The organism is Gordonia alkanivorans NBRC 16433, from assembly GCF_000225505.1.
GTDB classification, from domain to species: Bacteria; Actinomycetota; Actinomycetes; order Mycobacteriales; family Mycobacteriaceae; genus Gordonia; species Gordonia alkanivorans.
This window is the reverse complement of sequence record NZ_BACI01000097.1, coordinates 130,836-142,822: the sequence shown is the minus strand read 5'-3', so window position 1 is coordinate 142,822 and position 11,987 is coordinate 130,836. Positions and strand designations below refer to the sequence as shown.

At 66.8% G+C, this 11,987-nt stretch carries 14 protein-coding genes; 11 read left to right on the top strand and 3 right to left on the bottom strand.

Features of this window, described 5'->3' with window-relative positions:
• Positions 1-80: 80 nt before the first annotated feature.
• The 3 genes from GOALK_RS17655 to GOALK_RS17645 form a co-directional block, all read right to left on the bottom strand.
• A complete protein-coding gene (locus GOALK_RS17655) occupies positions 81-410 on the bottom strand; it encodes a cupin domain-containing protein (RefSeq protein WP_006360202.1) in 330 nt (109 codons plus the stop codon).
• A 258-nt stretch (positions 411-668) separates the two neighbouring features.
• Positions 669-1,280, bottom strand: coding sequence for a hypothetical protein (locus GOALK_RS17650; protein WP_006360201.1), 612 nt, complete (start codon positions 1,278-1,280; stop codon positions 669-671).
• Between the two features lie 144 nt (positions 1,281-1,424).
• Positions 1,425-2,513 carry a PQQ-dependent sugar dehydrogenase gene (locus tag GOALK_RS17645; protein ID WP_006360200.1) on the bottom strand — a complete coding sequence of 363 codons (1,089 nt, stop codon included), beginning with the start codon at positions 2,511-2,513 and terminating at the stop codon, positions 1,425-1,427.
• 266 nt (positions 2,514-2,779) lie between these two features.
• On the opposite strand from GOALK_RS17645, the gene rpsH reads away from it, so the two are divergent.
• The 11 genes from rpsH (at position 2,780) to GOALK_RS17590 (ending at position 11,944) form a co-directional block, all read left to right on the top strand.
• Positions 2,780-3,178 (top strand): 30S ribosomal protein S8, encoded by a 399-nt coding sequence (gene rpsH, locus GOALK_RS17640; RefSeq protein ID WP_006360199.1) that lies wholly within the window; start codon positions 2,780-2,782, stop codon positions 3,176-3,178.
• Positions 3,179-3,191: 13 nt separating this feature from the next.
• Positions 3,192-3,728, top strand: coding sequence for a 50S ribosomal protein L6 (rplF, locus tag GOALK_RS17635; RefSeq protein ID WP_006360198.1), 537 nt, complete (start codon positions 3,192-3,194; stop codon positions 3,726-3,728).
• Between the two features lie 3 nt (positions 3,729-3,731).
• Positions 3,732-4,136: a 50S ribosomal protein L18 gene (gene rplR / locus GOALK_RS17630; RefSeq protein WP_006360197.1), complete on the top strand. Its 405-nt coding sequence runs from the start codon at positions 3,732-3,734 to the stop codon at positions 4,134-4,136.
• Between the two features lie 46 nt (positions 4,137-4,182).
• Positions 4,183-4,830 carry a 30S ribosomal protein S5 gene (gene rpsE, locus GOALK_RS17625; protein ID WP_005197623.1) on the top strand — a complete coding sequence of 216 codons (648 nt, stop codon included), beginning with the start codon at positions 4,183-4,185 and terminating at the stop codon, positions 4,828-4,830.
• 2 nt (positions 4,831-4,832) lie between these two features.
• Positions 4,833-5,012, top strand: a complete 180-nt coding sequence (rpmD, locus tag GOALK_RS17620; RefSeq protein WP_005197622.1) for a 50S ribosomal protein L30 — start codon at positions 4,833-4,835, stop codon at positions 5,010-5,012.
• A gap of 3 nt (positions 5,013-5,015) precedes the next feature.
• Positions 5,016-5,456, top strand: a complete 441-nt coding sequence (gene rplO, locus GOALK_RS17615) for a 50S ribosomal protein L15 (protein WP_006360196.1) — start codon at positions 5,016-5,018, stop codon at positions 5,454-5,456.
• A 200-nt stretch (positions 5,457-5,656) separates the two neighbouring features.
• Positions 5,657-6,985 (top strand): preprotein translocase subunit SecY, encoded by a 1,329-nt coding sequence (secY, locus tag GOALK_RS17610; protein ID WP_006360195.1) that lies wholly within the window; start codon positions 5,657-5,659, stop codon positions 6,983-6,985.
• Positions 6,982-7,536, top strand: coding sequence for an adenylate kinase (locus GOALK_RS17605; RefSeq protein WP_006360194.1), 555 nt, complete (start codon positions 6,982-6,984; stop codon positions 7,534-7,536). Before secY ends, GOALK_RS17605 begins: the two co-directional genes overlap by 4 nt.
• Before the next feature lie 24 nt (positions 7,537-7,560).
• Positions 7,561-8,355, top strand: a complete 795-nt coding sequence (map, locus tag GOALK_RS17600; protein WP_006360193.1) for a type I methionyl aminopeptidase — start codon at positions 7,561-7,563, stop codon at positions 8,353-8,355.
• Between the two features lie 101 nt (positions 8,356-8,456).
• Positions 8,457-9,848, top strand: coding sequence for an alpha/beta hydrolase (locus tag GOALK_RS17595; protein WP_157139168.1), 1,392 nt, complete (start codon positions 8,457-8,459; stop codon positions 9,846-9,848).
• Between the two features lie 2 nt (positions 9,849-9,850).
• Positions 9,851-11,944 carry a bifunctional lysylphosphatidylglycerol flippase/synthetase MprF gene (locus GOALK_RS17590; protein ID WP_006360191.1) on the top strand — a complete coding sequence of 698 codons (2,094 nt, stop codon included), beginning with the start codon at positions 9,851-9,853 and terminating at the stop codon, positions 11,942-11,944.
• The last annotated feature ends 43 nt before the right edge of the window (positions 11,945-11,987 follow it).

The window sequence follows — 11,987 nt, the reverse complement described above, 5'->3', positions numbered from 1 at the left end:
TCCGCACTCGAACAATTGCGGACCCCAGGGCAGGTTGCGCTCATCGATTGCGTAGGTCCGACGTGCTTCGGCGTCGTGGGTCAGTGCGTGGCGACTGTCAGCAGCACCGCGGAATCCTCGCGGGCGGTGAGTCCGTGACGCTCGGGAGGGATCGTGACGAGGTCGCCCTGCCGGCCATCCCAGTTGTGCTCGCCCGTCTTGAGGGAGACGTGGCCCCGGAGGACGTGAAGGGTTGCCTCGGTGGGGCTTTCGTGATCGGACAACGTGGCTCCGGCGACCAGCGCGATAACCGTCTGTCGCAGGTGCCGTGAGGAGTCGCCGTACAGCGTGTGCGCAGCGCGACGGCTCCTGGCCCCATGTGCGGTGGTCAGGAGCTCGTCGACGAGTTCGGGCAGCCGGGTCGAGTGCATGGCTCGACGATGGCATACGGCGCGCACGATGGTTGTGGTTCTGCCGATCGACGCCGATTTGTTGCCGACCGGAACACTGCCGGAGCTTTCGCCGGCATACACATGTGCGGCCTGGTGAATAGTGCGCTGCCCTGGGCGGAACTCGCGCTGAATACGCGATGTCGTCATGGTGCCTGCGGAAACCGGTGACCGCCGGGGATGCCCGCGCCGGCCACGGAGTGGTCGGACGACGATCGTGGGCCGCGTCGGCGTGGCGGGTCAGAAACGCAGAGAGCCCCAGTCGAGAGAGCCGGATCCCGACTGGCAGCCGGTGACAACCAGTTCCTGCGGGGTCGGCCGCCGGTCAGCGGTCTGGGGGCCCGACTTGATGCGGTAGTAGATGGTTTGGGTGCCCTCCGGCGAGGGTGCCGGTGGCGCGGGATTGGTGACGGTCTTGAGATTGACCGTCGCCGTGCTGACGAAACCGTCCGGTTGGGCACTGCTGTTGTACGGCACACCGCCACCAGCCGGGGGCACGCCGGGCGCGAGTTGGGAAAACAGTTTGGTGCCGTCTTCTCGTTGGACCCAGCGGGCCATGGGCCACGGGATCCCGTTGACGTACCGCCACGGAGCCGTCAGGTCTCCGACGTTCCCGGTGGCATTGATCCAGTCCTGGTTCGCTTCCTGCTTGAACCACCAATCTGGTTGGTAGAAAGTTGAATTCGTGTAGTTGGTGAGTGTGAAGGTGGCGGTGCAGTTCTTGTTGTCGACGGCGGTGATCTCGACTCCCTTGCCTTGTGCGGCGGCGTTGCCCGCGCCGGCGAGTGTTGATACGGCGACTGTCAGGCTTGCTGCACCGGCTATGAGAGTGGTGGTGATCCTTCGGTTCATCGCGACCTCTCTGGGTCCGACGTCCCGCGCGGTTGGCGAGATCCCGTCCGACGGACCCTCATCCGAGACCCACCGTAAACACATCGCACCAACGCGCGGTGGGCGAATGGACATTTCGGCGAGACTGCTGTCGACGGCGTCGTGTCAGCCGGCAATCACGCGCAGTATGCGATCGTCGTCATCGGTGGGCTGTCCGCGGCCGTCGGTGTTGCTCGTGCTCACCCAGAGCGAACCGTCGGGTGCCGCGGCCACCGCGCGGATCCGTCCGTAGTCGTCGGTGAGGTGACTCGCCGGTTGACCGGCCGACTCCCCGTCGAGGGGCACCTCCCACAGCCTCCGGCCGCGCAACGCGGCGACGTACGCGCGATCACCGACGATCGTGAGGCCGGCCGGCGAGGCCTCCTGCGGGGTCCAGGTGACCTTCGGGGCGATGAACCGAGGATCGTCGGATTCGCCTTCGAACTCGGGCCAGCCATAGTTGCCGCCGCGCCGGATGAGGTTGAGTTCGTCGCGCCGGTTCTGGCCGAACTCGGTTGCCCACAGGCGGCCCGCGCCGTCGAATGCCAACCCTTCCACGTTGCGATGGCCGTAGGAGTAGACCTCGTTGCCGAACGGGTTGCCGGGCCATGGGCGACCCTCGGTGTCCACACGTAGGATCTTGCCGTTGAGGGACCGTATGTCTTGTGCGACAGCGGGTTCGGCTGCATCGCCGACCGCGACGAAGAGGCTGCCGTCGGCATCGAAGACGAGCGCACCGCCGTGGTGGTTGTAGGCGGCGTCGAGGCCGCGCAGGAGCGTGCGCGGACCGGTGAGTCGCCGGCCGTCGAAGTCCAGCCGGACGAGCCGGTTGTCGGAGTCGGTGGTGTAGTAGACGAACACCGCGTCCTCGGCGCCCGGGGCGATCGCGATGCCCTGCAGCCCACCCTCGCCGCGAGGCGCGGCGTCGCCGATCTCGCCGACGGTCCGGACCTCGCCCGACCCGGACACCCGCACGATCGTGGCGTCGTCGCGTTGGGTGACCAACGCATCGCCGCCGCGGAGGAATCCCATTGCCCACGGCACGTTCAGTCCCGAGGCGATCACCTCGACGGCTGTCCTCCCCGTGTCCTCGGTGTCTCTCTGCCCGTCGCGCGACGGTGAGGGGCGGACGACGTCGGCGCCCGAGCAGCCGGAGGTGAGTACGGCGCCGGTGAACCCGAGCAGCCCGGCGGTGAGAAGCTGGCGGCGATCCATACCCTCGATGGTGCCCGATCTCGGTGGCGCTCCCGGGCCCGATTTGGGTCTGGCCAGCAGATTCCCTACACTAGACCGGTTGCCTGTGCACCTCAGGTGCCCGGGACACAACTGAATAGTCTCCGGTGCCGGCGAAAAGCCAAGGGCACCGGCGGCGAGAACCTTCAGAAACTATCCACTTCGTGGAAGGCCCACCGCAGGTCAGAGGGATTTCCCTCTCATCGGCGCTGTATGGGAACCGCCACGAGAAAGGTTGACGGTCACCCATGACCATGACTGACCCGATCGCAGACTTCTTGACACGTCTGCGCAACGCCAACTCGGCGTACCACGACGAGGTGAAACTCCCGTCGTCGAAGATCAAGGTGAACATCGCCGAGATCCTCAAGCGTGAGGGCTACATCACCGACTACCGCATCGAGGATGCGGAGGTCGGCAAGAGCCTCATCGTCTCCCTGAAGTACGGCCCGAGCCGTGAGCGCTCCATCGCTGGACTGCGCCGCGTGTCGAAGCCGGGCCTCCGGATCTATGCAAAGTCCACCAACCTGCCCAAGGTGCTGGGCGGCCTCGGCGTGGCCATCATCTCCACGTCGTCGGGTCTGCTCACCGATCGCCAGGCAGCCAACCAGGGCGTGGGCGGCGAAGTCCTCGCCTACGTCTGGTAGGGGAGGGAACGACATGTCGCGTATCGGAAAGAACCCCATCGAGATCCCCGCGGGCGTCGACGTCACCGTCGACGGACAGCGCGTGGCCGTGAAGGGCCCCAAGGGCGAGCTCTCGCTCACCGTCTCGGAGCCCATCGAGGTCGCCAAGGAAGACAACACCATCGTTGTCACCCGCCCCAACGACGAGCGTCGCAGCCGCGCGCTGCACGGCCTGAGCCGTTCGCTGATCAACAACCTGGTCATCGGCGTCACGCAGGGCTACACCACGAAGATGGAGATCTTCGGTGTCGGCTACCGCGTCCAGGCGAAGGGCAAGGACCTCGAGTTCGCCCTCGGTTACAGCCATCCCGTGCCGATCGAGGCCCCCGAAGGCATCACCTTCGCAGTGGAGTCCCCGACCAAGTTCTCGGTCACGGGTATCGACAAGCAGCAAGTCGGCCAGATCTCGGCGAACATCCGCCGCCTGCGTCGTCCGGACCCCTACAAGGGCAAGGGCATTCGCTACGAGGGTGAGCAGATCCGTCGCAAGGTCGGAAAGACGGGTAAGTAAGCCATGAGTGACACAGCTACCAAGACCAGCCGTAAGCCCCTCGGCAAGGACGTGTCGACGCGTCGTCGCAAGGCGACCGTCAACCGGCACTTCCGTCTCCGCAAGAAGGTCAGCGGAACCCCGGCTCGCCCGCGTCTCGCGGTCAAGCGCAGCTCGCGCCACATCCACGTGCAGCTCATCGACGACCTGGCCGGCAAGACGCTGGCCGCCGCGTCGTCGATCGAGGCCGACGTGCGCGCGGCAGGCGGCGACAAGTCGGCCCAGGCCCGCAAGGTCGGCGAGCTCATCGCCGCCCGTGCCAAGGCTGCCGGCGTCGAGGCCGTCGTGTTCGACCGCGGTGGCAAGGACTACCACGGCCGTATCGCCGCGCTCGCGGATGCCGCCCGTGAGGGAGGCCTGAGCTTCTGATGACCATCTTCACCAGCTACACCCACAACACCGGAGGGAACCTCTGATGCCCGGACGTCAGCGTGACGGCGGAAACGGACCCGCCGGTAACGACAACAACCAGAACAACGCAGGTGGCGGCAACGACCGTCGCGGCGGTGGCCGCGGAGACCGTCGCGATCGCGGCGGCCGCGACCAGGACCGCAACCAGCTCGAGCGCGTGGTGACCATCAACCGCGTCTCGAAGGTGGTCAAGGGTGGACGTCGTTTCTCGTTCACCGCTCTCGTGGTCGTCGGCGACGGCCAGGGCATGGTCGGCGTCGGCTACGGCAAGGCCAAGGAAGTTCCGGCTGCGATCCAGAAGGGCGTCGAAGAGGCTCGCAAGAACTTCTTCCGCGTGCCGCTGATCGGTGGCACCGTGACCCACCCGGTTCAGGGTGAGGCTGCTGCCGGCGTCGTCATGCTGCGCCCGGCCAGCCCCGGTACCGGTGTGATCGCCGGTGGCGCGGTGCGTGCCGTGCTCGAGTGCGCGGGCGTCCACGACGTTCTCGCCAAGAGCCTCGGCTCCGACAACGCCATCAACGTCGTCCACGCCACCGTGGCGGCACTGAAGATGCTGCAGCGTCCCGAAGAGGTCGCGGCCCGTCGTGGCCTGCCGATCGAGGACGTCGCCCCGGCGGGTATGCTGCGCGCTCGAGCGGGACAGGGAGTCTGATCATGGCCGAGCTGAAGATCACCCAGGTCAAGGGCACCATCGGTACCAAGAAGAACCAGCGTGACAGCCTGCGGACCCTCGGACTGAAGGGCATCCGCCAGACCGTCACCCGCGAGGACACGCCGATCAACCGCGGCCTCATCAACGCGGTTCGTCACCTCGTGACAGTCGAAGAGGTTTAAGCAATGACCATCAAACTCCATCACCTTCGCCCCGCACCGGGGTCGAAGACCGACAAGACCCGCGTGGGTCGCGGTGAGGGGTCCAAGGGTAAGACCGCGGGCCGCGGCACCAAGGGCACCAAGGCACGTAAGAACGTGCCCGCCGGCTTCGAGGGTGGCCAGATGCCGATCCACATGCGGCTGCCGAAGCTCAAGGGCTTCACCAACCGCAACCGGGTCGAGTACCAGGTCGTCAACGTCGGCGACATCGCGCGTCTCTTCCCGCAGGGCGGCACCATCGGCGTCGACGAGCTCGTCGCCGCGGGCGCTGTGCGCAAGAACCAGTTGGTGAAGGTGCTCGGCGACGGAGAGCTCTCCGTCAAGGTCGACATCACCGCCGACAAGTTCACCGCCTCCGCCAAGGAGAAGATCGCCGCTGCCGGAGGCAGCGTCACCGAACTCTGACGGAACAAACCCGCGGTCGGGCGGCAGCTACGCTGCCGCCCGACCGGGGCGTTTCGGCGTCACTGTTAGAGTTTCAGACGTTGTCTGCCGCATCCGCAAGATCGCCGCATCCCGAACATTGTCGATTGCCGAGCACACGGGGATCGGGTCGTGACCGACCCGGAAGATTGCCCTCGCGTGGTCGTTCCTAGGAGGAGTTAGTGCTTTCCCCCCTCTTCGCGGCCATACGGACGCCGGACCTGAGGAAGAAGATCCTCTTCGTTCTCGGCATCATCATCCTGTATCGCCTCGGCGCGACCGTGCCGTCGCCCGGCGTGGACTACCAGGCCGTCCGGGCCTGTCTGGACGAGGTCTCGGCCGGTGAGTCGAGCTCGGTCTACTCCCTGATCAACCTGTTCTCCGGCGGCGCGCTGCTGCAGCTGTCGGTGTTCGCGATCGGCATCATGCCGTACATCACGGCGTCGATCATCGTCCAGCTGCTCACGGTGGTCATCCCGCGGTTCGAGCAGCTGCGCAAGGAAGGTCAGGCCGGCCAGGCCAAGATGACGCAGTACACGCGTTATCTCGCCGTGGCCCTGGCGCTCCTCCAGTCCACCGGCATCGTCGCCCTCGCCGATCGCGGTCAGCTCCTCCCGCAGTCCTGTGCGACCAGCGGTGAGGTCCTCAACGACTCCAGCATCTTCGGTCTGATGATCATCGTGCTCGTCATGACCGCCGGTGCCTGTGTGGTCATGTGGTTCGGCGAGCTCATCACCGAGCGCGGTATCGGCAACGGCATGTCGCTGCTGATCTTCGCCGGTATCGCCGCCCGTATCCCGGCCGAGGGTCGCACCATCCTCAACACCCGCGGCGGTCTCGTCTTCGCCCTCGTGTGTGTCGCCGCGCTGATCATCGTCGCGGGCGTCGTCTTCATCGAGCAGGGCCAGCGCCGCATTCCGGTGCAGTACGCCAAGCGCATGGTCGGCCGCAAGATGTACGGCGGCTCGTCGACCTACCTGCCGCTGAAGGTCAACCAGGCCGGCGTCATCCCGGTCATCTTCGCCTCGTCGCTGCTCTACCTGCCGCAGCTGATCGTCGAACTGACGCGCAGCACCGACGGCACCCAGTCGACCTGGCAGGAATACGTCACCAAGTACCTGACCGATCCCAGCAACGGGGTCTACATCGCGGTCTACTTCCTGATGATCATCTTCTTCACGTACTTCTACGTGGCGGTCACGTTCAATCCCGAGGAACGTGCCGACGAGATGAAGAAGTACGGTGGCTTCATCCCGGGCATCCGGCCGGGCGCCCCGACCGCGGAGTACCTGGGCTACGTCCTCAGCCGCATCACTCTGCCGGGTTCGATCTACCTCGGTATCATCGCGGTCCTGCCGAACCTGTTCCTCGAGATCGGTAACAGCGGCAACGTCCAGAACCTGCCGTTCGGCGGTACGGCCGTACTGATCATGGTCGGTGTGGGCCTGGACACGATGAAACAGATCAACAGTCAGTTGATGCAACGCAAGTACGAAGGATTCCTCAAGTGAGACTCGTTATTCTCGGCCCGCCCGGAGCAGGCAAAGGCACCCAGGCGGAACTGCTGAGCGAAGCCCTCGGCATCCCGCACATCTCGACCGGTGACCTGTTCCGCGCCAACATCTCCCAGGGCACCCCGGTTGGTATCGAGGCCAAGAAGTACCTCGACGCCGGCAACCTGGTCCCGTCCGAGATCACCGTCGACATGGTTCGTGCCCGGGTGGGCGAGCCGGATGCGGCCAAGGGCTTCATCCTCGACGGCTTCCCGCGTTCGACCGAGCAGGCCGATGCCCTCAAGGACATCCTGGCCAATCTCGACGCCTCGCTCGACGCCGTGCTGTCCTTCGTCGTCGACACCGACGTCGTCGTGGAGCGCATGATGGCCCGTGGTCGTGCCGACGACACCGAAGAGGTCATCCGCAACCGGATGGACGTCTACACGAAAGAGACCTCGCCGCTGCTCGAGTACTACGGCGACGAGGTGAAGACCATCGACGCGGTGGGCGACATCCAGGATGTCCACCAGCGTGTGCTGAGCGCCCTCGGCGCCGGCGTCTCCTGACCTCGGTGACGACTGCGTCCGCTCATGGGCTTTCGTAAGCGCAAACGCGTCCCGTTCCGCTCCGCCGGCGAGCTGGATGCGATGGCGGCGGCGGGCGCGGTCGTCGGTGCGGCGCTGGTGGCCGTCCGCGCCGTGTCGAAGCCAGGGGTCACCACCCTCGACCTCGACGAGGTCGCCGAGTCCGTCATCCGCGAGGCCGGCGCCGTTCCGTCCTTCAAGGGCTACCACGGCTTCCCGGGATCGATCTGCAGTTCGGTGAACGAGGTCGTGGTCCACGGAATCCCGTCGGCCGATGTCGTTCTCGCCGAAGGCGATCTGGTGTCCATCGACTGTGGTGCGGTCCTCGACGGCTGGCACGGCGACTCGGCCTGGACCTTCGGTGTCGGAGAGCTGTCGCAGGCCGATGCGGAGCTGTCCGAGGCCACCCGGCTCTCGATGGAGGCCGGTATCGCCGCCATGGTCGACGGCGCCCGCCTGACCGACATCTCCCATGCGATCGAACTCGGTACCCGCGCCGCCGAGGAGAAGTTCAGCCGTCCCTTCGGCATCGTCGACGGGTACGGCGGTCACGGCATCGGCCGGGAGATGCACATGGACCCGTTCCTCGCGAACGAGGGCGCGCCGGGCAAGGGCCCGCTGCTGGTGATCGGGTCGACGCTCGCGATCGAGCCGATGCTGACTCTCGGCACCGTGGACACCACTGTCCTCTCCGACGACTGGACGGTCGTCACCGACGACGGATCTCGCGCCGCCCACTGGGAACACACGGTCGCGGTCACCGCAGACGGTCCGCGGATTCTGACTCCCCGCTCGGAATGAGGTTCTCGCCCTCTGGGTGTTGAACGCCGCCATCGGCCCCCCGCTGTCGGCGTCCCGCAGTGCTAACCTGGCCGGGTCATCTGCTCGGGAGGTCCATGGCGATGGGTGATGCCGTAGGTCTGTCGATCATCGGCGGCTGGATTCCGCTGACGGTGACGGTCCTCGGTGTGGTCGCGGTCCTCTGGCTGATTCTCTCGCCCCGGAAGCGCCATCTGTTCGTGGTGGTTCCGGTGACAATTGCCGTGACAGTCGTGCTGGCCCTGCTGGTGCGTCGTTTCATCGAACATTCCTGGGGCGAATCGGTTCCCGTGGCGGTGTGCGCATGGGGTGCGGCCGGCGTTCTCGGCCTGCTGCTGTCGGTGCCCCGTCTCGTCGCCGGACGCGGCGTCGTCCAGAGATCTGTGACCGTACTGGCCGCAGTGCTGGCTGTCGTGCTCGGGCTCTCGCACGTCAACACGTTCTATGCCTGGTACCCGACCGTCGGTGCGCTCATCCACGACGAGGGTGCCCCGACCGTCTCGGTGGCGCAGGTCGCTCACCATCAGCGAGTCGTCGATCTGCCGGAGTGGCGCCCGTCCCGCGACATCGGACGTCACGGGAGGATTCTGACGGCCGGGATTCCCGGTAGCGTTTCGGGTTTCCGAGCCAGACCGGCCAAGGTCTACCTGCCGCCGGCCGTCTTCGATCCGGTCTCACCTCGGCTTCCGGTCCTGGTCTTGCTGGCCGGTCAGCCCGGTTCGCCGGAGGATTGGCTGTTCGGGGGCCGGCTGGCGGCGACCATGGATTCCTATGCGAGCGCTCACGACGGCCTGGCACCGATCGTGATCCTGGCCGACGGCACCGGCAGCATCTTCGGCAACCCGCTCTGCTTGGATTCCCGGCTGGGGAGGGTCGCGACATATCTGACCGACGATGTCGCGAGCTGGGCGCGCAGGACACTTCCCGTCGCCGAGACGGACCGGCGGGCGTGGGCCATCGGCGGGCTTTCGTACGGCGGCACGTGCGCACTTCAGCTGGCCACGACCCGTCCGGGGATGTACCCGACGTTCCTGGACCTCTCCGGCGAAGCCGAACCGTCTCTCGGTTCCACGAAGACCACGGTCGACGCCGCGTTCGGGGGCGACGCGGCGGCCTTCCGGGCGGTGACACCTCTCCATCTGTTGGCGAGCCGGCGCTACCCCGACTCGGCGGGGGCGTTCGTCGTCGGACGCGGTGACCGTTCCACCCGGCCGGCGGTGGTGACGTCGTACCGGGCGGCGCGGGCGGCCGGCATGGACGTCCACTACTCCGAGGTTCCCGGTGGGCATACTTTCACGGCGTGGGCGGTTGCTCTCCGGCAACAGACGCCATGGCTCGCCCAACGTCTCGGGCTCGGGCCACCCGGACAGCCGACGCATGGTCCACTTGTGCGCCGAAATCGCCCGGGGCGCATCGAATACGGGACATTGCCGAACAAGGAGGCACTGCGGGGCAGCGCGCCGTCGTACGGTTGACCATGCACTTCGACGTGTCGTGGTCCTCTGCTGTCCGCCGGTTGCCGTTCACCGCCGCGCTCGCCATCGCGCTTGCGGTCGTCGGGGTGGCGACCGGGTCGCTCTGGAGCCGGGCGAACGACAAGGCCTGGTATCACGAGGTGGCCTTCGGTCTGCCCGCTCTGCGTGAGGGCAAGTGGTGGACGCCGATCAGCTCCGCCTTCGTCGAACCCGGCCCGTGGCTGTACGTCATCGCGTTCGTGGTCGTGATCGTCGGAATGGGTTGGGCCGAGTGGCAACTGGGCACCGTGAAGGCGATCCTGGTCGGCGTCGGCGGCCACCTCGTCGCCGGCTTCCTGACCGTCGGTCTGCTGTGGCTGTTGTCGACCGAGGTCACCTCCTGGCGGTGGGCCGAGGAGCTGGCCGATTCGCGGGGGACCGGTGTCGGCGCCCTGGTCGTGTCCGCGGTCGCGGTGGCCTCGGCGACCGTCCGGTCACCGTGGCGCCTGCGCGTGCGTGTGCTGATGGGTGCGGTTGTCGCCATCGCCTTCCTGTTCCAGGGGACGCTCGCCTCCGTCGAATACGTTCTCGCAGCGGTCATCATGCTGGTGATCGGGGAGAAGTTCTTCGCCACCAAGGAACGTGGCTACATGCCGCGCACTCGGCGTGAGGTCCGGATGCTGGGCTGTGCCGCGCTGCTGGTGATCGCGGCGGCGAACCTGATGGTCTTCCTGTTCCCCGGGGACGGCCCGCTGGGCCCGACCGACGCGGGCGACGCCTCCGTGTTCACCATGCTGATCGGTCTGGTGATCAACGTGCTGATCGCCGACCAGCTGCGGCGGGGAAAGCGCTGGGCCTGGTGGGTCGCGGTCGTGATCGGCGCAGTGAACGTCGTCGCGACGGTGTTGACGGTCGTCCTCGTCATCTTCACCGACGTCTCCACCGAGGGGGCGGTGACACTGGGAACCACATTGCTGTGGGCGTTGTTGCTCGCCATCCTGATCCCCGGCCGGTTCGCGTTCGCCGTCCCGTGGCGGGTGCGGCATGTGGGCGCGGGAGATGACGCCGACGCCGACCCGGTCGACCGGGTCAGGGCGCTCCTGCGTGAACACGGCGGCGGCACGATGTCGTGGATGACGACCTGGCCCGGGAACTCCTATCAGTTCACCGGCAGTGCGGATGATTCCGCGGGGCAGTCGGTGGTCACCTACCAGAACCACGTCGGGACCCTTCTGGCACTGGCAGATCCGGTGTGCGCACCGGAGCGGGGCAAGGCGGCGGTCGACGCCTTCATCGAGCTCGCGGAGCGATCCGGTGCGACGCCGTGCTGGTTCTCCATCGGGTCGTCGACATCGGAGATCGTCACCGAACGCGGCTGGCTCAGCGTGCAGATCGCGGAGGACACGATCGTCGACCTGCCCGGCCTCGAGTTCAAGGGCAAGCCGTGGCAACACGTGCGGTCGGCGATGAACAAGGCCGGCAAGCAGGACATCTCGATGAAGATGGTGACGCTCGCCGACGAGTCCTTCGCCGTGCGTACCCAGGTCCGCGCCATCTCCGAGGAATGGGTGGGGGACAAGGGCTTACCGGAGATGGGTTTCACGCTCGGCAGTGTGGAGGAGGCGATGGACCTCGCGGTGCGGGTCGCCCTCGCCGTCGATCCGGACGGCAACGTCCACGGTGTGCTGTCGTGGCTCCCCGTGTACGGGCCCGGCGGCGGGGTTGCGGGTTGGACCCTCGACATCATGCGGCGCCGGACCGACGGTTTCGGTCCCGTCGTCGAGTACCTCATCGCCTCCTCGGCTGTCGCGTTCAAAGACGAGGGCGCACAGTTCATCTCGCTGTCGGGTGCGCCGCTGGCCCGCACCGGGGATTTCGATCCCGAGCCGCTCGACAAACTGCTCGACGCGCTCGGCGCAGCGCTCGAACCTTACTACGGCTTCCGGTCGTTGCACACGTTCAAGAAGAAGTTCAATCCGCGCTACGAGCCCGTGTACCTGGCTGTTCGCGACGAAGGTGATCTTCCCCGCATCGGTTTGGCCGTATCGCGCGCCTATCTGCCCGACGCCACCGCCGGGCAGTTGCTCAAGCTCGCGGCGGCCGGCAAGGAGGCGTAGGCCGCCCGGCAACCGGTACGCTCGACCTGGACGACCGTACCGG

Bases quoted from the DNA above. Each gene is read 5' to 3' on its own strand.
- GOALK_RS17595 (WP_157139168.1), top strand. From the start codon at position 8,457: ATGGGTGATGCCGTAGGTCTGTCGATCATCGGCGGCTGGATTCCGCTG.
- GOALK_RS17590 (WP_006360191.1), top strand. From the start codon at position 9,851: ATGCACTTCGACGTGTCGTGGTCCTCTGCTGTCCGCCGGTTGCCGTTC.
- rpmD (WP_005197622.1), top strand. From the start codon at position 4,833: ATGGCCGAGCTGAAGATCACCCAGGTCAAGGGCACCATCGGTACCAAG.
- map (WP_006360193.1), top strand. From the start codon at position 7,561: ATGGGCTTTCGTAAGCGCAAACGCGTCCCGTTCCGCTCCGCCGGCGAG.
- rpsE (WP_005197623.1), top strand. From the start codon at position 4,183: ATGCCCGGACGTCAGCGTGACGGCGGAAACGGACCCGCCGGTAACGAC.
- rplF (WP_006360198.1), top strand. From the start codon at position 3,192: ATGTCGCGTATCGGAAAGAACCCCATCGAGATCCCCGCGGGCGTCGAC.
- GOALK_RS17645 (WP_006360200.1), bottom strand. From the start codon at position 2,513: ATGGATCGCCGCCAGCTTCTCACCGCCGGGCTGCTCGGGTTCACCGGC.
- rpsH (WP_006360199.1), top strand. From the start codon at position 2,780: ATGACCATGACTGACCCGATCGCAGACTTCTTGACACGTCTGCGCAAC.
- GOALK_RS17655 (WP_006360202.1), bottom strand. From the start codon at position 410: ATGCACTCGACCCGGCTGCCCGAACTCGTCGACGAGCTCCTGACCACC.
- GOALK_RS17650 (WP_006360201.1), bottom strand. From the start codon at position 1,280: ATGAACCGAAGGATCACCACCACTCTCATAGCCGGTGCAGCAAGCCTG.
- rplR (WP_006360197.1), top strand. From the start codon at position 3,732: ATGAGTGACACAGCTACCAAGACCAGCCGTAAGCCCCTCGGCAAGGAC.
- rplO (WP_006360196.1), top strand. From the start codon at position 5,016: ATGACCATCAAACTCCATCACCTTCGCCCCGCACCGGGGTCGAAGACC.